This is a genomic window from Sphingopyxis sp. DBS4, from assembly GCF_024628865.1.
Lineage (GTDB): Bacteria > Pseudomonadota > Alphaproteobacteria > Sphingomonadales > Sphingomonadaceae > Sphingopyxis.
Genome location: NZ_CP102384.1, coordinates 3731677 through 3752898, shown reverse-complemented (window position 1 = coordinate 3752898; position 21222 = coordinate 3731677). Strand labels below are relative to the sequence as shown.

Below are 21222 nucleotides of genomic sequence, written 5' to 3'. Positions count from 1 at the left end.
ACGCGCGACCGTTTCCGTGGCTCGGCTCAAGAGTCGCTTTCTCGTCGACCTCCTCATCCGCCGCACCGAAGCGGCCGGCGGTTTCGCGGCGATCCTCGCGCGGGGGGACGAAACCTCGGGGATCATCCTCGTCCAATGCAGCGATCGCGGCGAGCCCGGACCGCTGCTTGAACGCCGCTTTTCGCAGGACGGACACCATATCTGGCAGGCCGTGGGCCCCGATGACCCAAAAGATGGTGAAGCCCGCGCAAACTATCAGGAACGGCGGCGAAAGGCCGATCCCGACCTGTGGATCGTCGAACTGGATATCGCAGATGCGCCACAACTCGTCGCGGAGTGGGCCGCGTTAACTTGACTCTGTTGCGGCGCACAATAACTGGCGCCCATTCCATAACGCGTAGGTCGTTCCGTGGGTTGCCCTGCCTTGGCAAGGGCCCCGAAAAACGGTTCGGACACGCAGTCGGAGGATGGCCGCAGGCGGCATAGAGCCAGATAGTGCTCACCCGCCTGTCTTGAGGTTTCGGTCCATCAGCCGCCCTTTTGACGGATTATATGAGTCGCATTTTGAACGCCGCCAGCGTGGCTGCCGTCGGCATGACGGCCACCGCGATGCTGCTGCTGGCCGAACCGGGCTTCGCGAGCGATCTCGCGACCAGCGCGAATCTTCCCGCCATCACCCTGCCGGGCGCCGATGCGCCGCAGAGCGGCCCGGCGGATGCAGCGACGACAAGCGAACAGCCGGTCGTGACGCTTCCCCAAAATCCCCTTTCCGAAAGCAGGGACGAGTCCGCGGCCGAGCCGAAGCCGACGCTGGATGTCGACTCGCTCGCCGAACTCGTCGCCGCGACCGACCGTCCGGCCGACATCGATCCCGAACTCCGCTGCCTTGCCGGTGCCGTCTATTTCGAATCGCGCGGCGAATCGCTGGCGGGCCAGCTCGCGGTCGCGCATGTCGTGATCAACCGCGCCAAGTCGGGCCGCTTTCCCAAGAGCCTGTGCGGCGTCGTCCACCAGCCGAGCCAGTTCAGCTTCGTGCGCGGCGGCAAGATGCCGGCGATCCGCAACGCGGCCCAGTGGAACAACGCCGTCGCCATCGCGCAGATCGCGCGCGACGGAAGCTGGAAGACCCAGGCGCCGGGCGCCCTTTTCTTCCACGCGCGCTATGTCTCGCCGGGCTGGCGCAAGACGCGCATCGCGTCGATCGACAATCACATCTTCTATCGTTGATTCCTTGAACGGGGCGCGACCCGCATCCCGTTCATTGCCAGGCCATTTTTTGTGGCGCATGATGCGCAGATGATGCGTCATCTTTCCGTCGCCCTGCTCGGTGCAGCGGCGCTTGCGCTCGGCGGCTGCGCGACTGCGGTCCCGCCCGTCGAAGTCACCCGCTTCCATAACGCCGTTCCCGGCTGGGCGCCGGGAACGCGCTACGCGGTTGCGACGGCGCCACTCGACGGCGCGGCGGCTGCTATGCCCTCGCTCGAATGGAACAGCTACCGTGCTGCGGTCGATCAGCAGCTCCAGCGGCAGGGACTCGTCGCGGCGGGCAGCAACGAAAAGGCGCCTTTGCTCGTTCGTATCGCGTTCGAGCGCAGCGAGCCGCCGCCTGCTGCCCGCCGCTCGCCCGTGTCGGTGGGGGTCGGCGGTTCGACCGGCAGCTATGGATCGGGGGTCGGACTCGGGCTCGGGATCAATCTCGGCGGCGGGCCGAAGCGCATGGCCGATCTCCAGTTGTCGGTACGCATCGACGATGCCGCGACCGGACAGGCGATCTGGGAAGGCCGCGCGCTGACCGCGGTGCCGGTGAAGGCGCCCGCCGCGCAGCCGTCGCTCGCCGCCGCAAAATTGGCCGAAGCTCTATTCAAGGACTTTCCCGGCGAATCGGGACGCACTATCAGCGTCCCATGACTATCAGCATCAACGCCGCGTTCGACAGCGGCAATATCGTCGTGGACAGCGTCGAGGGCACTTCGGCGCGTCTTTCCATCCGCAAGGATCGCGAATCCGATTTCTATCAATGGTTTCACTTTCGCGTCGCCTGCAGCGCCGGCGACCCGCTGGAACTGGCAATCACCGGCCTGGCGAACTCGGCCTATCCCGACGGCTGGCCCGGCTATGCCGCCGCCGCGAGCTATGACCGCGAGCATTGGTTCCGCCTCGACACCAGCTATGATGCCGGCACGCTGACGGTCCGCCATACCGCCGAAGGACCGCTGCTCTGGATCGCCTATTTCGCACCCTATTCGATGGAGCGCCACCATGATCTGGTCGCGACGATCGCCGAATGCGAGGGGGTGACCTATCGCTGCCTCGGCACCAGCCTGGAGGGCCAGCCGATCGACTGCCTCGAAATGGGCAGCGGCGATACGCAGGTCTGGCTCTATGCGCGCCAGCATCCGGGCGAATCGATGGCCGAATGGTGGATGGAAGGCGCGCTCGAAAAGCTCACCGATCCCGCTGATCCTCATGCGCGGTCGCTGCTGGGCAAATGCCGTTTCCATATCGTTCCGAACATGAATCCCGACGGGTCGCGGCGCGGCCATCTGCGCACCAACTATGCCGGGGTGAACCTCAACCGCGAATGGGACAATCCGACCGCCGAGCGCAGCCCCGAAGTGCTGTGCGTGCGGAATGCTATGGACGAAAGCGGCGTCGACTGGGCGATGGACGTCCATGGCGACGAGGCGATCCCCGCGGTCTTCCTCGCGGGTTTTGAAGGCATTCCGTCACTGACGGATGCGCAGACCGCAAAATATCGGGCGTTTCAGACCGCGCTTGCCGCGAATACCCCCGATTTTCAGGTCGAGCTCGGCTATGAATTTTCGGCGCCGGGCCAGGCGAATCTCAGCATGTCGACGACTCAGCTTGCCGAGCGTTTCGGTGCGGTGTCGATGACGCTCGAAATGCCGTTCAAGGATAATCGCGACCTGCCGGATCCGGTGCAGGGCTGGTCGCCCGAACGTTCGAAGCTGCTCGCGCACGCCTGTCTCCAGACGCTCGACCAGATGCTGTGAGCGATGCCTGGCGGATCGTCGAGGATGATCTGTCGGGCGCTCCGATCCGCGCGCTGCTGGAACGGCATTTCGCGGGGATGCTAGCCAATTCGCCGGCCGGAAGCTGTCACTTCCTCGATTTCGACGGTCTGCGCGCGGGCGGCGTGACCTTCTGGTCGATCCACAAGGAGGGGATACTGGCGGGTTGCGGCGCGCTCAAGATGCTGGATGGCGCGCATGGCGAAATCAAGTCGATGCGCACCGCCGACGCTTTCCTTCGTCAGGGCGTCGCCGCGCGGATGCTCGGCCATATCATCGCCGAAGCGCGGGCGCGCGGCGCCGAGCGGCTCAGCCTCGAAACCGGATCGGGCGCAGCCTTCGAACCCGCGCTGGCGCTCTATCGGCGTCACGGTTTCGAGGATTGCGAGCCCTTCGCCGACTATCGGCCGGACCCGTTTAGCCGCTTCATGACCCGGCGGCTCTGATCGTAAGCAGCGGATACCCATCCGGCCCTCGTATTTTTACGCGATCGCCAAAAGAAAACGGGGTCCGGGAGAGGGAGCCGGACCCCGTTCTGATGCCCCGAAGGGCAAGACTCAAAAGGCTCAGGCGGCCTTCTTGTCCTCGATCACCGACGGCGTGACGCCGCCGATCGCGATCTTGTGCGGCTTCATCGCCTCGGGCACTTCGCGCACCAGGTCGATGATAAGCAGGCCGTCGGCGAGATCGGCCTTGTCGACCCGCACGAAGTCGGCGAGCTGGAAGCGGCGCTCGAACGCGCGCGTCGCGATGCCGCTGTAGAGGAGCTGGCGGCCCTCGCCTTCCTTCGCCGGCGCCTTGCGGCCGCTGACGGTCAGCATGTTCTGCTGCGCGGTGATGTCGATCTCGTCATTCTTGAAGCCCGCGACCGCGACCGTGATGCGGAAATGGTCGTCGGCGATCTTCTCGATATCGAAGGGCGGATAATTGTCCGCGGAACCGCTCGATTCGAGGAAATCGAACAGTCGGTCGAAGCCGACGGTCGAACGGCGATAGGGGGTCCAGTCGAAGCTGTTACGCATGGGTCATTCCTTCCTGTCAAAGCGAAGCAAAGGGACCGCGGCCCGAATCATGCGACGCGCCGCGATCGCCGTCCGGCCCCGTATCGGCGGCCGGATGCCCTCCATCTGGTAACGGATGAAACCATTTCAAGGGGGCGATTGGCGTTCGGCGAAAACCCGCGCTAAGGGGGCGGCGAATCCCCTCCAGCCGAAGGACAGACCATGCCGCAGCTCATCCTCATCCGCCACGGCCAGTCGCAGTGGAATCTCGAAAACCGCTTCACCGGCTGGTGGGATGTCGACGTCACCGAAAAGGGCGCGGCCGAGGCATGGGCGGCGGGCGAATTGATGAAGGCAAAGGGCATCGCGCCCGACGTCGGCTTCGCCTCGGTCCAGACGCGCGCGATCAAGACGCTGAATCTGGCGCTCGAGGCGATGGGCCGCCTCTGGCTGCCGGTGACCAAGGACTGGCGCCTCAACGAGCGGCATTACGGCGGCCTCACCGGGCTCGACAAGGCCGAGACCGCGGCGAAGCACGGCGACGAGCAAGTGAAGATCTGGCGCCGCAGCTTCGACACCCCGCCCCCGCCGCTCGCCGCCGATTCGCCTTACGATCTGTCGAAGGACCCGCGCTACGCGGGCATCGCGATCCCGTCGACCGAGAGCCTCAAGGACACGATCGCCCGCGTCCTGCCCTATTATGAAAGCGCGATCGCGCCCGAGCTCAAGGCCGGCAAGACGGTGCTGATCTCGGCGCACGGCAACAGCCTGCGCGCGCTGGTCAAGCATCTGTCGGGCATTTCGGATGCCGACATCACAGGGCTGGAGATCCCGACCGGCCAGCCGATCGTCTATGACCTGAGCGATGACCTGACGGCGCGCGAACGCTATTATCTGAGCGAGCGGTAATTCACTCCGTCATTGCGAGCGTAGCGAAGCAATCCAGAGCGGCTTGTCACGCGCTGGATACTCCTCGCAATGACGAGGTGTTTGGTGCGACGTCAGTCGCGCAGCAGTTCGTTGATGCCGGTCTTCGCACGCGTCTGCGCGTCGACGCGCTTGACGATCACCGCGCAATAGAGCGACGGGCCCGGCGTCCCGTCGGGGAGCGGCTTGCCCGGCAACGATCCGGGGACGACGACGGCATAGGGCGGCACTTCGCCGATGAAGACCTCGCCGGTCGCGCGGTCGACGATCTTGGTCGAGGCACCGAGATAGACGCCCATCGACAGCACCGCGCCCTCGCGCACGATCACCCCTTCGGCGACTTCGGCGCGCGCGCCGATGAAGGCGCCGTCCTCGATCACCACCGGCCCCGCCTGCAATGGCTCGAGCACGCCGCCGATTCCGGCGCCGCCCGACAGATGGACGCCCGCGCCGATCTGCGCGCAGCTTCCTACGGTGGCCCAGGCATCGACCATCGACCCCTCGCCGACATAGGCGCCGATGTTGACGAAGCTCGGCATCAGCACCGCGCCCTTGCTGATATAGGCGCCGCGGCGGACGATCGAACCGGGCACCGCGCGGAAACCCGCGTCCCGAAAGCGGTTCTCGCCCCAGCCGGCGAATTTTGACGGCACCTTGTCCCACCAGGTCGCACCGCCCGGCCCGCCCTCGACGATCTCCATGTCGTTGAGGCGGAACGACAGCAGCACTGCTTTCTTGAGCCACTGGTTGACCTGCCACGCACCGCCCGCGTCCCGTTCGGCGACGCGGAAGCTGCCGTCGTCGAGCCCGGCGATCGCGGTTTCGACCGCCTCGCGCACCGCGCCGGTCGTCGTCAGCCCAAGCGTGTCGCGCGCGTCCCAGGCGGCTTCGATCGTCGTTTGCAGGTCGGTCATGAAAGTCCCCAAGGTAAAGGAAGGTCGTCGAGCCAATCGGCGATGTCGTTGACGTGAAAGTCGACATGGCCCGTCAGGTGGTCGCGATGGCCGCTTTCGCTGCCATTGTCCAGCCAGACGGTCGTCATGCCGAGCGCTTTGGCGGGGGTCAGGTTGCGCGCCATATCCTCGACGAACAGGCTCTTCGCGGGATCGACGCCGAGATGGTCGATCATCGCGGCATAGGCCCCCGCGTCGGGCTTGGGCGTGTAGCGCGTGACGCGGATGTCGCAGATGCCGTCGAACAGGTCGGCGATCCCACGCGCTTCGAGCACGCGCGCGGCATAGTCGGCGTCGGCATTGGTGAAGACCAGCCTTCGCCCCGGCAGCCGTTCGAGGCCTGCGCGCAACCGCGTGTCGATCGTCAGCCGGTCGAGCGCGATATCGTGGACGCCGACCAGAAAAGCCTCGGGATCGACGCCGTGATGCCGCATCAACCCCGCCATCGTCGTGCCATGGTCGTGGAAATACTGCTTCTGTACCCGCCGCGCCTCGACCGCATCGACATCGAGCAGCCGCATGATGAAAGCGCCCATGCGCGCGTCGATCAGATCGAACAGCTTCGCCGACGGCGGATAAAGCGTGTTGTCGAGATCGAAGATCCAATTGTCGATATGGTCGATCGGCACGGTCATGGTGATCGGCCGCATAAGGGCCGGGCGGCGCGGCGGCAAGGCGGATGCTTTACTTTGCGGCAACGGCTTTGGGTCTAAACCGGAAAATGCTATGATCATGAGGGGATAGGGGAGACGGGCGATGATGGAGAGCGTGCGGCGCCGTTCGGTCCGGGAGATTGCCCGGCGACCTCTGCCGCTGCTTCTGAGCGTCGCTGCCCTGTCGCTCGCCGGTTGCGGCGGCGGTGGAGCGCGGCCGTCGCCGACCCCTGCGCCGCCGCCTGCCCCTACTCCCGCTCCGACTCCTACCCCTGCTCCGGCGCCCACGCCGACTCCCACGCCGCCGCCGACCGGCAATTTCAACACCGCCGAGACGCGGCGCTCGGACGGGGTGAATTTCCACGGTGCGATCACCGCCTATCAGGCGGGCGCGACCGGGCAGGGCATATTGGCGGGGGTGATCGACGACGGGATCGACGAGAACAGCCCCGAATTTGCCGGGCGCATTTCGCCCGCCTCGGCTGACGTCGCCGGATCGCGCGGCATCGATGCCGAGGGAACGCACGGAACCAACGTTGCGCAGGTGCTGCTCGGCGGCAAGAATGATGCCGGCACCTTCGGCATCGCCTTCAACGCCGGCCTGCTCGTGCTGCGCGCCGACCGGCCGGGAAGCTGTGCGACCGAGGATCCCGATGACGACGAAAGCGGTTGCCGTTTCGGCGACAGCGCGATCGCGGCGGGGCTCGACCGCGCGATCAGCGCCGGCGCGCGCGTCGTCAACATCTCGCTGGGCGGCGAAGACCCGCCCGGCGCGGCGCTGCGCGCCGCAGTGGCGCGCGCGACCGCGGCGGGGATCATCGTCGTCCTCTCGGCCGGCAACGAAGGCGACACGACCGCGAACGGCAATGATCCGAACAATCCCGAGCTTTTCGCGCAGGGCCTGCGCGATGCCGGCGGCGGACTGGTGATTATCGCGGGATCGGTCGACGACCAGGGCGTGATCTCCAGCTTCAGCAACCGCGCCGGCGGCTATGCCGGATCCTATCTCGCGGCACTCGGCGAGGATGTGTGCTGCGCCTATAAGGACGGCGTGCTCGAGACCGAGGGCAATTTCGTCTTCGTTCTCAGCGGTACCAGCTTTGCCGCGCCGCAGATCGCGGGCGCCGTCGCGCTGATCGCGCAGGCCTTTCCCAATCTGACCAGCCAGCAGATCGTGCAATTGCTTTACCAGTCGGCACGCGATGCGGGGGCGGCGGGCGACGATGCCGTGTTCGGGCAGGGCATTCTCGATATTGCGCGGGCCTTTCAGCCGATGGGCGCGACGACCCTAGCGGGAACGTCGAGCGCGGTGCGGCTCGATACCGCGCTCGGCCTGCTCGGCGGCCCGATGGGCGATGCGGGCGGCATGGGCGCGGCGACCGCCGTCGGACTGGTCACCGACGGATATGGCCGCGCCTTCAATGTCGATTTCGGCCGGTCGCTGATGCCCCGGCGCCCCGATTTCAAATTGTCGGGCGCGATCGGCGGCCTCGTGCGCCAACAAAGCGCCGCGTCGGACGCGCTGGCGCTTTCGATCCTGACCGCGCCCGGCAGCGATGCGCCGGCGGGGCTGTCGTACCGCGATGCGCGGCAGGCGCGCACGATCGCGGCATCGATGATTGCGCGTCTGGACGATCGGACGCGGATCGGCTTTGCTGCGGGGCGCAGCCTCAGCGGTTTGGTTGCGGGCGAACGCGGCGAATCGAACCACGCGATGCTGATCGGCGACGCGGCTCAGGAGGGTCTCGGCTTCGCGGCGAGCCCCGGCGCCGGGCTGCTGCTTCGCCGCGATCTCGGCCATGGACAAAGGCTCAGCCTCACCGCCGAAAACGGCTGGGTGTCGGGATCGCGCTGGCAGGACGATCCGCTGCTCCGCTATCGTTCGGGCCGCGACAGCCGCTACCAGCGGCTGGGGGCGGCGTGGGACGGGCGCTTCGGCCGCGTCCGCGCGATGCTGGGGGGAAGCTGGATCCGCGAATCGGACAGCCTTCTCGGCGCGCGCCTTGGCCCCGTTTTCGGCGCCGGTGGCGTGGCCAGCCTCGTCGGCGACGCCAGCCTCGGGCTCGATCTCGACGGCGGCTGGAGCCTGTCGGGGGCGTGGCGCCAGATGTGGACGCGGCCCGATCGCGGCGGGTTGATCGCCGGCGGCACGCTCCGCTCGGCCGCCTTTTCGTTCGACATCGCCAAGGCGGGGCTGTTCGGGACCGGCGATCGCGCCGCGCTGCGTTTCGCGCAGCCGCTGCGCGTTACCCATGGCGGCCTCGATCTGATGCTGCCCGTCGCCTATGATTACGACACCGGCGCCGCCACCTTTGGGCGGCGCACCTATAATCTGGCGCCGACCGGCCGCGAACTGGTGATCGAGGCGAGCTACGCGCTGTCGCTGTTCGGCGGCGATATCATCGCCAACACATGGTGGCGCCGGGATCCGGGTCACATCGCGGCGCTGCCCGACGATAAGGGCGCGGCGCTCCGCTTCGCGATGGGGTTCTAAAGCGTGGCGCGCAGCGCGAGCCAGCGATCACGCTTCGCCGCAAGGCCGATCGTGTGCGCGGCGCTGCTCGACGGCAGGTCGACGATCGCGATGCCTTCGAGCGGCGGCAGTTGGCGTCGGCCGATCGCCGCCGCCTTGCCGCCGTTGAACGCGATCATGCGGAGCGCGGGCAGATCGGCGACCAGCGCGGCGAGGTCGTGCGGCTCGGCTTCGCGGATCAGCGAATCGCTGCTCGTGCGCCGTTCGGCGCTGCGGATCACGTCCCACAGCCCGACCTTCATCGCGTGCAGCTCCGCCAGCCGCTCGGCATAGGGCATCGCCGCGAGCGGCCGGGCGAGGACATCGCCGAGCAGGCGCCAGAACTGATTGGTCGGATGCGCATAATATTGCCGTTCGGCGAGCGATCGCGCACCGGGCAGGCTGCCGAGGATCAGCAGGCGCGTATCGCGGGCGACGTGCGGGGCAAAGCTGGCGTGGCGCGGCGCGGACATGGCAAGGGGATAGCGCGGACGCGGCGGCGCAACAATATTACCGACCGCGAAGCCTCGCCCCTTGACCGACGGGGGAATCGCCGCTAGGGGCGCGCTCGACCGAAAAGGGCGGTTTGCCGCCTTTTTCAGTTACAACAGCGCTTGAACATTGCTGGCGCGGATGGAGCCTCCGGAGGATCAATGCGATTCCGCCGGGGTCTTTTGCTGTTATCAGGTCGGCCGTTTTTCGCCATTTTCGGCGGGTGAGCGGCCGGAGCTTCATCCACCGCGGTACAGTAACCGTTCGCTTTGATGGGCGGACACATAAAGGTGAAGCATTCATGCCCACGATCAACCAGCTGGTCCGCAAGGGCCGGACTCCCCAGAAGGTGAAGTCCAAGGTTCCGGCGATGGACGCAAACCCGCAAAAGCGCGGCGTTTGCACCCGTGTCTACACGACGACCCCGAAAAAGCCGAACTCGGCGCTCCGCAAGGTTGCCAAGGTCCGCCTGACCAACCAGCGCGAAGTCATCACCTATATCCCCGGCGAAGGCCACAACCTCCAGGAACACAGCGTCGTGCTGATCCGCGGCGGTCGTGTCCGCGACCTTCCCGGTGTGCGTTACCACGTCCTGCGCGGCGTGCTCGATACGCAGGGTGTGAAGGACCGCAAGCAGAGCCGTTCGAAATACGGCGCGAAGCGACCCAAGTAAGGTCCGCTTTTTCGGCTATTTGATCATCCCGCGACGCTTTGGCGGCGGGATGCTGTTGTAAAAGGAATTACCCATGGCTCGTCGTCGTCGTCCTGAGCGCCGCGAAATCCTGCCCGATCCCCGTTTCGGGGATATCGTGCTGTCGAAATTCATGAACAGCGTCATGCTGGACGGAAAGAAGTCCGTCGCCGAGAGCATCGTTTACGGTGCCCTGGAATCGGTCGAAGCCCGCGCCAAGAAGGAACCGATCGGCGTGTTCCACGAAGCGCTGGCGAACATCCGCCCGAACATCGAAGTCCGCAGCCGCCGCGTCGGCGGTGCAACCTATCAGGTTCCGGTCGAGGTCCGTCCCGACCGCGCGCAGGCGCTGGCGATCCGCTGGCTGATCGCCGCGGCGCGCAACCGCAGCGAAACCACGATGGCCGCGCGCCTGTCGGGCGAGCTGCTCGACGCGTCGAACAACCGCGGCAACGCCGTGAAGAAGCGCGAAGACACCCATCGCATGGCCGAAGCGAACCGCGCCTTCAGCCACTACCGCTGGTAAGGGAAAGCGGGACGCCCCGGCGTCTCGCAATCGTAAATATTCTTCCTATATCGGGGGCGGCCCCACCGGCCGCTCCCCAAATCCAAGGAAAAGACCATGGCACGCAGCCATCCGCTCGAACGCTATCGCAATTTCGGTATCATGGCGCACATCGACGCCGGCAAGACCACGACGACCGAGCGTATTCTCTATTACACCGGCAAGTCCTACAAGATCGGCGAAGTCCATGACGGCGCCGCCACGATGGACTGGATGGAACAGGAACAGGAACGCGGCATCACGATCACGTCGGCTGCCACTACCTGTTTGTGGAAGGCCGATGAAGGCAAGGGCCCCGAGCATCGCCTGAACATCATCGACACCCCCGGACACGTCGACTTCACCATCGAGGTCGAGCGCAGCCTGCGCGTCCTCGACGGCGCGGTCGCCGCGTTCGACGGCGTTGCCGGCGTCGAGCCGCAGTCGGAAACCGTGTGGCGCCAGGCCGAAAAATACGGCGTGCCGCGCATGTGCTACATCAACAAGCTCGACCGCACCGGTGCCAATTTCTATTATTGCGTGCAGACGATCATCGATCGTCTGGGCGCGGTTCCGGCCGTCCTTTATCTGCCGATCGGCGCCGAAAGCGATTTCGTCGGCCTCGTCGACCTCGTCAACGAGCGCGCGATCATCTGGAAGGACGAAAGCCTGGGCGCCGAATTCTTCTATGAAGAGATCCCCGCGGACCTCAAGGACAAGGCCGCCGAATATCGCGAAAAGCTCGTCGAGCTCGCCGTCGAACAGGACGACGCCGCGATGGAGGCCTATCTCGAAGGCACGCTTCCCGACGTCGCGACGCTGAAGGCGCTGCTCCGCAAGGGCACGCTGGCGCAGGCCTTCGTACCGGTGCTGTGTGGCTCGTCGTTCAAGAACAAGGGCGTCCAGGCGCTGCTCGACGCGGTCGTCGACTATCTGCCCTCGCCGCTCGACATTCCCGACGTTCAGGGCATCAACCCGGCGAACGACCAGCCCGACTCGCGCGCGACGTCGGACTCGGCGCCGCTCTCGCTGCTCGCGTTCAAGATCATGAACGATCCGTTCGTCGGCTCGCTCACCTTCGCCCGCATCTATTCGGGCACCCTCACCAAGGGCACCTATCTGAACTCGGTGAAGGACAAGAAGGAAAAGATCGGCCGCATGCTGCTGATGCATGCCAACAGCCGCGAGGACATCGAGGAAGCCTATGCGGGCGACATCGTCGCGCTGGCGGGCCTCAAGGAAACCACCACCGGGGACACGCTCTGCGCGACCAACGCGCCGATCATCCTCGAACGGATGGAATTCCCCGAACCGGTGATCGAGCTGTCGGTCGAACCCAAGACCAAGGCCGACCAGGAAAAGATGGGCATCGCGCTCAACCGCCTGGCCGCCGAGGATCCCTCGTTCCGTGTCTCGACCGACCATGAATCGGGCCAGACGATCATCAAGGGCATGGGCGAGCTTCACCTCGACATCCTCGTCGATCGCATGAAGCGCGAGTTCAAGGTCGAAGCGAATGTCGGTGCGCCGCAGGTGGCGTATCGCGAATCGCTCGCGAAGCCGGTCGACGTCGACTATACCCACAAGAAGCAGTCGGGCGGCTCGGGCCAGTTCGGCCGCGTCAAGGTCAGCGTCGCTCCCGGCGAGCGCGGTTCGGGCATCACCTTCATCGACGAGATCAAGGGCGGCAACATTCCGCGCGAATATATCCCGTCGGTCGAAAAGGGCATGCGCGAATCGGCCGAAAACGGTCACATGATCGGCTTCCCGATCATCGACTTCGAAATCAAGCTCACGGACGGCGCCTATCACGACGTCGACTCGTCGGCGCTGGCGTTCGAAATCGCGGGCCGTGCGGCGATGCGCGAAGTGGCGGCGAAGGCCGGCATCAAGCTGCTCGAACCGGTGATGAAGGTCGAGGTCGTGACTCCCGAGGAGTTCATGGGCGACGTGATCGGCGACCTCAACAGCCGCCGCGGCCAGATTCAGGGCACCGACAGCCGGGGCAACGCCCAGGTGGTCGAGGCCATGGTCCCGCTCGCCAACATGTTCGGCTATGTGAACCAGCTCCGCTCGTTCACCCAGGGCCGCGCGCAATACTCCATGCAGTTCTCGCACTATGAAGAAGTGCCGAACAACGTGGCCGAAGAAGTGAAGGCCAAGATGGCCTGACGGATCGAAGCCGCGCGGACTTGCGCCGCGCGGCAAGACCCTCTAAGGGCGGCGCCTGATTCAGCAGGCTCGTCCGCGACTGATCAACGCAAACACTGAACAAGAAGGTTATACCATCATGGCCAAGGCTAAATTTGAGCGGACGAAGCCGCACTGCAACATCGGCACCATCGGTCACGTCGACCATGGCAAGACCTCGCTGACCGCAGCGATCACCAAGGTGCTCGCGGAAAACATCGCCGGCAACGCGGCCGTCGACTTCGCGAACATCGACAAGGCGCCCGAAGAGCGCGAGCGCGGCATCACCATTTCGACCGCGCACGTCGAATATGAGACCAACGGTCGCCACTATGCGCACGTCGATTGCCCGGGTCACGCCGACTATGTGAAGAACATGATCACCGGCGCCGCGCAGATGGACGGTGCGATCCTCGTCGTGTCGGCCGCTGACGGCCCGATGCCGCAGACCAAGGAGCACATCCTGCTCGCGAAGCAGGTCGGCGTTCCGACCATGGTCGTCTTCCTCAACAAGGTCGACCAGCTCGACGATCCCGAGCTGCTCGAGCTCGTCGAACTCGAAATCCGCGAAGAGCTTTCGAAGCGCGACTTCGACGGCGACAATATTCCGATCATCGCCGGTTCGGCCCTCGCCGCGCTGGAAAGCCGCGACGACAACATCGGCAAGGACGCGATCCTGAAGCTGATGGAAGCCGTCGACAGCTGGATCCCGCAGCCCGAGCGTCCGCTCGACAAGCCCTTCCTGATGCCGATCGAAGACGTGTTCTCGATCTCGGGCCGCGGCACCGTCGTCACCGGTCGCGTCGAAACCGGCATCGTCAAGGTTGGTGAAGAAGTCGAAATCGTCGGCATCAAGGACACCAAGAAGACGACCGTCACCGGCGTCGAAATGTTCCGCAAGCTGCTCGACCAGGGCCAGGCTGGCGACAACATCGGCGCGCTGATCCGCGGCGTCGGCCGTGAAGAAGTCGAGCGCGGTCAGGTTCTGGCCAAGCCCGGTTCGATCACGCCGCACACCGAGTTCACCTCGGAAGTCTATGTCCTGTCGAAGGACGAGGGCGGCCGTCACACGCCGTTCTTCGCCAACTATCGTCCGCAGTTCTACTTCCGCACCACCGACGTCACCGGCGAGGTTATCCTCCCCGAGGGCACCGAGATGGTCATGCCGGGCGACAACGTCCAGCTGTCGGTCAAGCTGATCGCTCCGATCGCCATGGACCCGGGTCTGCGCTTCGCGATTCGCGAAGGCGGCCGCACGGTCGGCGCGGGGGTTGTCGCGACGATCACAAAGTAATATAGGGCCGCGAGCCGCGCGATTCGGATCGATTCGCGCGGCTCGTAGCTTAAAGGTTTTTGATGGCCGCTCCGGCTTCCAATAGGAAGTCGGGACAGGCCATTTCGGCTCTTTCGCATCGTCAGACGGGATTCGACTGGATAAGTCATGGAAACGCAGAATATTCGCATTCGCCTGAAGGCCTTTGATCACCGCGTGCTCGATCAGGCCACCACCGACATTGCCGATACGGCACGTCGCACGGGCGCTCTCATTCGCGGCCCGATCCCGCTGCCGACGCGCATCGAGAAATTCACCGTGAACCGCGGTCCGCACATCGACAAGAAGTCGCGCGAGCAGTTCGAGGTGCGTACCCACAAGCGGCTGCTCGACATCGTGCAGCCCACCCCGCAGACGGTCGACGCGCTGATGAAGCTCGACCTCGCCGCGGGCGTGAACGTCGAGATCAAGTTGGCCTAAGGCCAACGCAGCCCCCGCGAAAGCGGGGGTCTCTATCGGCAGGACGCTTCGGCGCCTGCATCACGATAGGGTGGATACCGCCGGTCGCTTCCACCGGAAGCATTTCAGACCGGGCTGCGTCCCCCGTCTCGCCGCTTCTCCTTCGGGATGGCGGCACCTCAGCCCGGACGGGGCGATGCATCGAAATCACGGGCTGGGAGGGTAGTCGTCGGGCTTTGCCTGCTGGCTTCCCGCAAGCCGTGCGGAATGGTCCGCCCGGCCTCTGTTGAGGAGTATGATCATGCGTACTGGCGTGATCGCGAAGAAAATGGGGATGACCCGCCTGTTTCAGGACGACGGCCGCCACGTGCCCGTCACCGTCCTGAGCCTCGAAGGCTGCCAGGTCGTCTCCGTGCGCGATAAGGACCGCGACGGCTATGTGGCCGTTCAACTGGGTGCCGGTTCGGCCAAGGCGAAGAACGTCGCCAAGCCGCAGCGTGGCGCCTATGGCAAGGCCGAGGTCGAGCCCAAGGCGAAGCTCGTCGAATTCCGCGTCGCCGACGACGCGACGCTCGACGTCGGTGCCGAGCTTTCGGCCGACCATTTCGTCGCCGGCCAGATCGTCGACATCCAGGGCGTGACGCAGGGCAAGGGCTTTGCCGGTGCGATGAAGCGCTGGGGTTTCGGCGGTATGCGCGCGACCCACGGTGTTTCGATCAGCCACCGTGCGCATGGTTCGACCGGTAACCGTCAGGATCCGGGCCGCGTCTTCAAGAACAAGAAGATGGCCGGCCACATGGGCGCGCGCAATCGCACCCAGCAGAATCTCGAAATCGTCCGCACCGACGTCGAGCGCGGTCTTCTCTTCGTCAAGGGCTCGGTCCCTGGCTCGAAGGGCGGCTGGCTGCTCGTCCGCGATGCGGTGAAGCTGCCGCGTCATCCCGAGGCCCCCTATCCGGCGGGCATCAAGAGCGCGGCCAACACCAACGATGCCCCGGCTGACGCGCCGGTCGAAACGCCGGTCGAAGAAACCGTCGTCGACACCGCGGCCGCCGACGGCGCACAGGAGTCCTGATCATGAAGGTCAAGGTTCAGACCCTCGATGGCAAGGCTGGCGCCGACATCGATCTTAACGACGACGTCTTCGGCGTCGACGCACGTGCCGACATCCTGCACCGCGTCGTCGCGTGGCAGCTCGAAAAGCGCCGTGGCCCCGCCCGCGCCGCCCGCGAGCGCAGCGACGTTGCCCGCACCGGCAAGAAGTTCGGTCGCCAGAAGGGTGGCGGTACCGCCCGTCACGGCGATCGCAAGGCGCCGATCTTCATCGGCGGTGGTAAGGCGCATGGTCCCCGGGCTCGCACCTTCGGCCATTCGCTGAACAAGAAGATTCGCGCACTCGGCCTCAAGATGGCGCTGAGCGACAAGGCGAAGGGCGGCAAGATCGTCGTTCTCGACACGCTCGAGCTCAAGGACGCGAAGACCAAGGCGCTCGCCGGCAAGCTCGGCAAGCTCGACCTCGGCAACCGCGCCCTGTTCATCGACGGTGACGCGGTCCACGCCAGCTTCGCGATGGCATCGGCCAACCTGATCGGCATCGACGCGATGCCGGCTGCGGGCGCCAATGTCTATGACATCATCCGTGCCGACACGCTGGTCCTGACCCGCGCGGCGGTCGAAAAGCTGGAGGCCCGTTTCAATGGCTAAGGCAAAAACTGTCGATGCGCGTCATTATGACGTGATCCTCGCTCCGGTGATCACCGAAAAGTCGACGCTGCTCAGCGAAAACAACGCCGTGGTGTTCAAGGTCGCGAATGACGCGACCAAGCCCGCGATCAAGGCGGCCGTCGAGGCGCTGTTCGATGTCAAGGTCGTCGGCGTCAACACGCTCGTCACCAAGGGCAAGACCAAGCGCTGGAAGGGCAAGCCCTACACCCGCAGCGACGTGAAGAAGGCGATCGTTCGCCTGGCCGAAGGCCAGTCGATCGACGTCACCACGGGCGTCTGAGCGGCTCGGGAAGGCAGAGAAAATGGCACTCAAACATTATAACCCGACCAGCCCCGCGCAGCGCGGCCTGATCCTCGTCGACAAGTCGTCGCTGTGGAAGGGCAAGCCCGTCAAGGCGCTGACCGAAGGCAAGCGCAAAACCGGCGGCCGCAACAACAAGGGTCATGTGACCTCGCGCGGCATCGCCGGCGGCCACAAGCAGAAGTACCGCTTCATCGACTTCAAGCGTCGCAAGTGGGACATGCCGGCCACCGTCGAGCGTCTGGAATATGACCCGAACCGCACCGCGTTCATCGCGCTGGTGAAATATGAGGACGGCGAGCTCGCTTACATCCTGGCGCCGCAGCGCCTCGGTGTCGGCGACACGATCGTCGCGGGCAAGAAGACCGACGTGAAGCCGGGCAACGCGATGGAATTGTCGCAGATGCCGGTCGGCACGATCGTCCACAATATCGAGATGAAGCCGGGCAAGGGCGGCCAGATCGCTCGTTCGGCCGGCACCTATGCGCAGGTCGTCGGTCGTGACCGCGGCCTCGTCATCGTGCGTCTCGGTTCGGGCGAACAGCGCTACATTCGCGGCGAGTGCATGGGCACGGTCGGCGCGGTGTCGAACCCCGACAACCAGAACACCAATCTGGGCAAGGCGGGCCGCGGCCGCTGGCTCGGCAAGCGCCCGCTGACTCGCGGCGTTGCCAAGAACCCGGTCGATCACCCGCACGGCGGTGGTGAAGGCCGCACCTCGGGTGGCCGTCATCCGGTGACCCCGTGGGGCAAGCCGACCAAGGGTGCCCGTACCCGCCACAACAAGTCGACCGACAAGATGATCATCCGGTCGCGTCACGCGAAGAAGAAGAGGTAAGCCATGGCTCGCTCGGTCTGGAAGGGTCCGTTCGTCGACCTTCATCTCCTCAAGAAAGCCGAAACGGCCCAGGACGGCGGCAGCTCTGCGCCGATCAAGACCTGGTCGCGCCGGTCCACCATCCTGCCGCAGTTCGTCGGGCTGACCTTCAACGTCTACAACGGCCGCAAGTTCGTGCCGGTGTCGGTCAATGAAGACATGGTCGGCATGAAGCTGGGTGAATTTGCGCCGACGCGCTTCTTCCCCGGCCACGCGGCCGACAAGAAGGGCAAACGCTAATGGGCAAGGAAAAGTCCCCCCGCCGCGTTGCGGACAATGAGGCGCTCTCGGTCGGCACGCAGATTCGCGGCTCGGCGCAGAAGCTGAACCTCGTTGCCGCGCTGATCCGCGGCCGCAAGGTCGAAGACGCGATGAACGTCCTCGCTTTCTCGAAGAAGGCGATGGCCGTCGACGTGCGCAAGGTTCTCGCCAGCGCCGTGGCGAACGCGGAGAACAACCACAACCTCGACGTTGACGCGCTGGTCGTCAAGGAAGCGAGCGTGGGCAAGTCGATCTCGATGAAGCGCTGGCACGCTCGCGGCCGCGGCAAGTCGACCCGGATCGTCAAGCCTTTCAGCCGCATCCGCATCGTCGTCCGCGAACAGGAAGAAGAGGCGTAAGATGGGCCAGAAGAGCAATCCGATCGGCCTGCGCCTGCAGGTCAACCGCACCTGGGACAGCCGCTGGTTCGCCGAGGGCCAGGACTATGGCCGCATGCTTGTCGAGGATCTGAAGATCCGCAAGTTCGTGTTCAAGCACCTGCCGCAGGCCGCGATCTCGAAGGTCGTGATCGAGCGTCCGGCAAAGCTGTGCCGCGTGTCGATCTATGCCGCCCGTCCGGGCGTCATCATCGGCAAGAAGGGCGCCGACATCGAAAAGCTGCGCAAGCAGCTCGGCGCGATGACGGGCAGCGACGTGTCGCTGAACATCGTCGAGATCCGCAAGCCCGAAGTCGACGCCAAGCTCGTCGCGCAGGGCATTGCCGATCAGCTCGAACGCCGCGTTGCCTTCCGCCGCGCGATGAAGCGCGCGGTGCAGTCGGCGATGCGTCTCGGCGCCGAAGGCATCCGCATCAACTGCGCCGGCCGTCTCGGCGGCGCGGAAATCGCGCGCACCGAATGGTATCGCGAGGGCCGCGTGCCGCTGCACACGCTGCGCGCCAACGTCGACTATGCCGAGGCCGAAGCGCACACCGCTTACGGTGTCTGCGGCATCAAGGTCTGGATCTTCAAGGGCGAGATCCTGGGTCATGACCCGATGGCGACCGACCGTCTGATGCTCGACGCGCAGACGACCGGCGTCCGTCCGGCCCGTGACGATCGCCGCTAAGGACTGCTGACATGCTGCAACCGAAAAAAACCAAGTTCCGCAAGGCTTTCAAGGGCCGCATCCATGGCCTCGCCAAGGGCGGCACCAGCCTGAACTTCGGCTCCTACGGGCTGAAGGCGATGGAGCCCGAGCGCATCACCGCGCGCCAGATCGAAGCGGCCCGCCGCGCGATCAGCCGCGCGATCAAGCGCCAGGGCCGCCTCTGGATTCGCGTGTTTCCCGACGTCCCCGTGTCGTCGAAGCCCGCCGAAGTCCGCATGGGCAAGGGCAAGGGCTCGCCTGAATTCTGGGCCGCCCGCGTCAAGCCCGGCCGCATCCTGTTCGAACTCGACGGCGTCCCCGGCCCGGTGGCCGCGCTGGCGTTCGAACGCGCGGCGATGAAGCTGCCGATCAAGACGAAGGTCGTTGCCCGCCTCGGCGACACCTCGCACCTGGAGGGTTGAGGGCCATGGCCAAGACCGAAGATCTGACCAAGAAGACCGACGACCAGCTCGCCGAACAGCTTGGCGAACTGAAGCGCGAGGCGTTCAACCTCCGTTTCCAGGCCGCCACCGGCCAGCTGGAAAAGGCATCGCGGGTCAAGGAAGTGCGTCGCACCATCGCGCGCGTCAAGACCGAGCAGACCGGGCGCGCGCGCTCGGCCGCCAAATAAGGAGACCAACCCATGCCGAAGCGCATATTGACCGGCACGGTGGTGTCCGACAAGGGCGACAAGACCGTCGTGGTGAAGGTGGAGCGGAAGGTCAAGCACCCGCTCTACGGCAAGATCATCCGCCGTTCGAAAAAGTATCACGCCCACGATGAGGACAACGCCATCAAGGCTGGCGAAACCGTCCGCATCCAGGAAACGAAGCCGATTTCGAAGCTGAAGACCTGGAAGGTTCTCGACAAGGTCGAAATCTCGACCAAGGCGAAAAAGGCCGACGAGATCGCGTAAAGAGTTTCACGGAACCGCCGGGGTGCCCCGGTAGGCCAAGGAAGAAGGAAGTGCATCGATGATTCAGATGCAGTCACAATTGGAAGTCGCCGACAACAGCGGTGCGAAGCGCGTCCAGTGCATCAAGGTGCTTGGCGGCTCGAAGCGCCGTGTTGCCGGCGTTGGCGACGTGATCGTCGTGTCGATCAAGGAAGCCCAGCCGCGCGGCAAGGTGAAGAAGGGCGACGTGCATCGCGCCGTCATCGTCCGCACCGCGAAGGACGTGCGCCGTGCCGATGGCTCGGTGATCCGTTTCGACAGCAACGCCGCCGTGCTGGTCAACAAGAATGAGGAGCCGATCGGCACCCGCATCTTCGGCCCCGTCGTCCGCGAACTGCGCGGCCGCGGCTATATGAAGATCATCAGCCTGGCGCCGGAGGTTCTCTAATCATGGCGAACAAGATCAAGAAGGGTGACACGGTCGTCGTCCTGTCCGGCAAGGACAAGGGCAAGACCGGCGAAGTGACGCAGAGCCTGCCGAAGGACGGCAAGGTCGTCGTCGCGGGCGTCAACGTCATCACCCGTCACCGCAAGCCGACCCAGCAGAACCCGCAGGGTGGCCTCGAGCGCAAGGAAGCGCCGCTCTTCGCGAGCAAGGTCGCGCTCGCCGATCCCAAGACCGGCAAGCCGACGCGCGTCCGCTTTGAAACCAAGGACGGCAAGAAGGTCCGCGTGGCCGTGAAGTCCGGGGAGACGATCAATGGCTGACAATTACACCCCGCGCATGCGCAAGCGCTATGACGATGTGATCGTCAAGGCGATGACCGAGAAATTCGGTTACAAGAATGCGATGGAAGTGCCGAAGATCGAGAAGATCACGCTCAACATGGGCGTCGGCGAAGCCACGCAGGACAAGAAGAAGGTCGAGAGCGCGGCCGCCGAGATGGAACTGATCGCGGGCCAGAAGCCTGTCGTGACCAAGGCGAAGAAGTCGATCGCCCAGTTCAAGCTGCGCGAAGGCATGCCGATCGGTTGCAAGGTCACCCTGCGCCGCGAACGCATGTACGAGTTCCTCGATCGCCTGATCACGATCGCGATGCCGCGCATCCGCGACTTTCGCGGCGTGTCGGCGACGAGCTTCGACGGCCGTGGCAACTATGCCATGGGCCTCAAGGAACAGATCATCTTCCCCGAGATCAACTATGACCGCATCGACCAGGTGCGCGGCATGGACGTGATCGTCACCACCACCGCTCGCACGGACGAGGAAGCCCGCGAACTGCTCAAGCTGTTCGGCTTCCCCTTCCCGATCGAAGCGCAGGAAAAGGAAGCCGCCTGATCCCTCCG

Annotated in this window: 29 protein-coding genes; 25 read left to right on the top strand and 4 right to left on the bottom strand. The window is 65.2% G+C overall.

Annotated elements, in window-relative coordinates; genetic code table 11:
- The first annotated feature begins 16 nt into the window (after positions 1 to 16).
- The 5 genes from NP825_RS18060 (at position 17) to NP825_RS18040 (ending at position 3478) form a co-directional block, all read left to right on the top strand.
- Positions 17 to 355 carry a DUF1491 family protein gene (locus NP825_RS18060; RefSeq protein ID WP_257546213.1) on the top strand — a complete coding sequence of 113 codons (339 nt, stop codon included), beginning with the start codon at positions 17 to 19 and terminating at the stop codon, positions 353 to 355.
- A 197-nt stretch (positions 356 to 552) separates the two neighbouring features.
- Entirely contained in the window at positions 553 to 1227 is a 675-nt protein-coding gene (locus tag NP825_RS18055) for a cell wall hydrolase (protein ID WP_257546211.1), read from the top strand.
- A gap of 69 nt (positions 1228 to 1296) precedes the next feature.
- Positions 1297 to 1908, top strand: coding sequence for a DUF4136 domain-containing protein (locus NP825_RS18050; protein ID WP_257546209.1), 612 nt, complete (start codon positions 1297 to 1299; stop codon positions 1906 to 1908).
- Positions 1905 to 3014, top strand: a complete 1110-nt coding sequence (locus tag NP825_RS18045) for a M14-type cytosolic carboxypeptidase (protein WP_257546207.1) — start codon at positions 1905 to 1907, stop codon at positions 3012 to 3014. The genes NP825_RS18050 and NP825_RS18045 overlap by 4 nt, the downstream gene beginning before the upstream one ends.
- On the top strand, positions 3011 to 3478 hold the full coding sequence (locus NP825_RS18040; protein ID WP_257546205.1) for a GNAT family N-acetyltransferase: 468 nt from the start codon (positions 3011 to 3013) through the stop codon (positions 3476 to 3478). Before NP825_RS18045 ends, NP825_RS18040 begins: the two co-directional genes overlap by 4 nt.
- Positions 3479 to 3598: 120 nt before the next feature.
- On the opposite strand, the gene NP825_RS18035 is transcribed toward NP825_RS18040, so the two are convergent.
- Complete coding sequence (locus NP825_RS18035) at positions 3599 to 4054, bottom strand: Hsp20 family protein (protein ID WP_257546203.1); 456 nt, start codon at positions 4052 to 4054, stop codon at positions 3599 to 3601.
- Between the two features lie 201 nt (positions 4055 to 4255).
- Between NP825_RS18035 and gpmA the strand changes: the two genes are divergently transcribed.
- Positions 4256 to 4942, top strand: coding sequence for a 2,3-diphosphoglycerate-dependent phosphoglycerate mutase (gene gpmA, locus NP825_RS18030; RefSeq protein WP_257546201.1), 687 nt, complete (start codon positions 4256 to 4258; stop codon positions 4940 to 4942).
- Between the two features lie 92 nt (positions 4943 to 5034).
- On the opposite strand, the gene dapD is transcribed toward gpmA, so the two are convergent.
- Both dapD and NP825_RS18020 read right to left on the bottom strand, forming a co-directional pair.
- Positions 5035 to 5874 carry a 2,3,4,5-tetrahydropyridine-2,6-dicarboxylate N-succinyltransferase gene (gene dapD / locus NP825_RS18025; RefSeq protein ID WP_257546199.1) on the bottom strand — a complete coding sequence of 280 codons (840 nt, stop codon included), beginning with the start codon at positions 5872 to 5874 and terminating at the stop codon, positions 5035 to 5037.
- Positions 5871 to 6548, bottom strand: a complete 678-nt coding sequence (locus NP825_RS18020) for a pyrimidine 5'-nucleotidase (protein ID WP_374046571.1) — start codon at positions 6546 to 6548, stop codon at positions 5871 to 5873. The genes dapD and NP825_RS18020 overlap by 4 nt, the downstream gene beginning before the upstream one ends.
- Positions 6549 to 6669: 121 nt before the next feature.
- On the opposite strand from NP825_RS18020, the gene NP825_RS18015 reads away from it, so the two are divergent.
- The gene (locus NP825_RS18015) at positions 6670 to 9060 is read left to right on the top strand and encodes a S8 family peptidase (protein ID WP_257546195.1); all 2391 of its coding nucleotides are present in this window, start codon (positions 6670 to 6672) and stop codon (positions 9058 to 9060) included.
- Here the strand turns inward: NP825_RS18015 and NP825_RS18010 are convergent.
- Positions 9057 to 9551, bottom strand: a complete 495-nt coding sequence (locus NP825_RS18010) for a DNA-deoxyinosine glycosylase (RefSeq protein ID WP_257546193.1) — start codon at positions 9549 to 9551, stop codon at positions 9057 to 9059. The genes NP825_RS18015 and NP825_RS18010 overlap by 4 nt on opposite strands.
- 320 nt (positions 9552 to 9871) lie before the next feature.
- Here NP825_RS18010 and rpsL point away from each other — a divergent pair, with 320 nt between their 5' ends.
- The 18 genes from rpsL to rplE all read left to right on the top strand — a co-directional run bounded on the left by rpsL (position 9872) and on the right by rplE (position 21214).
- A complete protein-coding gene (rpsL, locus tag NP825_RS18005; protein WP_037515637.1) occupies positions 9872 to 10243 on the top strand; it encodes a 30S ribosomal protein S12 in 372 nt (123 codons plus the stop codon).
- 73 nt (positions 10244 to 10316) lie between these two features.
- Positions 10317 to 10787, top strand: a complete 471-nt coding sequence (gene rpsG, locus NP825_RS18000) for a 30S ribosomal protein S7 (RefSeq protein ID WP_257546171.1) — start codon at positions 10317 to 10319, stop codon at positions 10785 to 10787.
- 96 nt (positions 10788 to 10883) lie between these two features.
- Positions 10884 to 12977: an elongation factor G gene (fusA, locus tag NP825_RS17995; protein ID WP_257546156.1), complete on the top strand. Its 2094-nt coding sequence runs from the start codon at positions 10884 to 10886 to the stop codon at positions 12975 to 12977.
- Positions 12978 to 13095: 118 nt separating this feature from the next.
- Positions 13096 to 14289: an elongation factor Tu gene (gene tuf / locus NP825_RS17990; protein ID WP_257546154.1), complete on the top strand. Its 1194-nt coding sequence runs from the start codon at positions 13096 to 13098 to the stop codon at positions 14287 to 14289.
- A 147-nt stretch (positions 14290 to 14436) separates the two neighbouring features.
- Positions 14437 to 14748: a 30S ribosomal protein S10 gene (rpsJ, locus tag NP825_RS17985; protein ID WP_011543089.1), complete on the top strand. Its 312-nt coding sequence runs from the start codon at positions 14437 to 14439 to the stop codon at positions 14746 to 14748.
- A 280-nt stretch (positions 14749 to 15028) separates the two neighbouring features.
- Positions 15029 to 15802, top strand: a complete 774-nt coding sequence (gene rplC / locus NP825_RS17980) for a 50S ribosomal protein L3 (protein ID WP_257546144.1) — start codon at positions 15029 to 15031, stop codon at positions 15800 to 15802.
- 2 nt (positions 15803 to 15804) lie between these two features.
- Complete coding sequence (gene rplD / locus NP825_RS17975; protein ID WP_257546142.1) at positions 15805 to 16431, top strand: 50S ribosomal protein L4; 627 nt, start codon at positions 15805 to 15807, stop codon at positions 16429 to 16431.
- Positions 16424 to 16732, top strand: coding sequence for a 50S ribosomal protein L23 (locus NP825_RS17970; protein WP_033074355.1), 309 nt, complete (start codon positions 16424 to 16426; stop codon positions 16730 to 16732). The genes rplD and NP825_RS17970 overlap by 8 nt, the downstream gene beginning before the upstream one ends.
- A 22-nt stretch (positions 16733 to 16754) precedes the next feature.
- Entirely contained in the window at positions 16755 to 17591 is an 837-nt protein-coding gene (rplB, locus tag NP825_RS17965; RefSeq protein WP_257546138.1) for a 50S ribosomal protein L2, read from the top strand.
- Between the two features lie 3 nt (positions 17592 to 17594).
- Complete coding sequence (gene rpsS, locus NP825_RS17960) at positions 17595 to 17870, top strand: 30S ribosomal protein S19 (RefSeq protein ID WP_037556370.1); 276 nt, start codon at positions 17595 to 17597, stop codon at positions 17868 to 17870.
- Complete coding sequence (gene rplV / locus NP825_RS17955; RefSeq protein ID WP_054589690.1) at positions 17870 to 18250, top strand: 50S ribosomal protein L22; 381 nt, start codon at positions 17870 to 17872, stop codon at positions 18248 to 18250. The genes rpsS and rplV overlap by 1 nt, the downstream gene beginning before the upstream one ends.
- A gap of 1 nt (position 18251) precedes the next feature.
- Positions 18252 to 18959 carry a 30S ribosomal protein S3 gene (gene rpsC / locus NP825_RS17950; RefSeq protein WP_257546128.1) on the top strand — a complete coding sequence of 236 codons (708 nt, stop codon included), beginning with the start codon at positions 18252 to 18254 and terminating at the stop codon, positions 18957 to 18959.
- 11 nt (positions 18960 to 18970) lie between these two features.
- On the top strand, positions 18971 to 19402 hold the full coding sequence (rplP, locus tag NP825_RS17945; protein ID WP_257546126.1) for a 50S ribosomal protein L16: 432 nt from the start codon (positions 18971 to 18973) through the stop codon (positions 19400 to 19402).
- A gap of 5 nt (positions 19403 to 19407) precedes the next feature.
- Complete coding sequence (rpmC, locus tag NP825_RS17940; RefSeq protein WP_257546124.1) at positions 19408 to 19611, top strand: 50S ribosomal protein L29; 204 nt, start codon at positions 19408 to 19410, stop codon at positions 19609 to 19611.
- 12 nt (positions 19612 to 19623) lie between these two features.
- Positions 19624 to 19896: a 30S ribosomal protein S17 gene (gene rpsQ / locus NP825_RS17935; RefSeq protein ID WP_257546121.1), complete on the top strand. Its 273-nt coding sequence runs from the start codon at positions 19624 to 19626 to the stop codon at positions 19894 to 19896.
- Between the two features lie 58 nt (positions 19897 to 19954).
- On the top strand, positions 19955 to 20323 hold the full coding sequence (gene rplN / locus NP825_RS17930) for a 50S ribosomal protein L14 (protein ID WP_056341829.1): 369 nt from the start codon (positions 19955 to 19957) through the stop codon (positions 20321 to 20323).
- Positions 20324 to 20325: 2 nt separating this feature from the next.
- On the top strand, positions 20326 to 20643 hold the full coding sequence (gene rplX / locus NP825_RS17925) for a 50S ribosomal protein L24 (RefSeq protein WP_257546113.1): 318 nt from the start codon (positions 20326 to 20328) through the stop codon (positions 20641 to 20643).
- Entirely contained in the window at positions 20636 to 21214 is a 579-nt protein-coding gene (gene rplE / locus NP825_RS17920) for a 50S ribosomal protein L5 (protein ID WP_137892237.1), read from the top strand. Before rplX ends, rplE begins: the two co-directional genes overlap by 8 nt.
- The last annotated feature ends 8 nt before the right edge of the window (positions 21215 to 21222 follow it).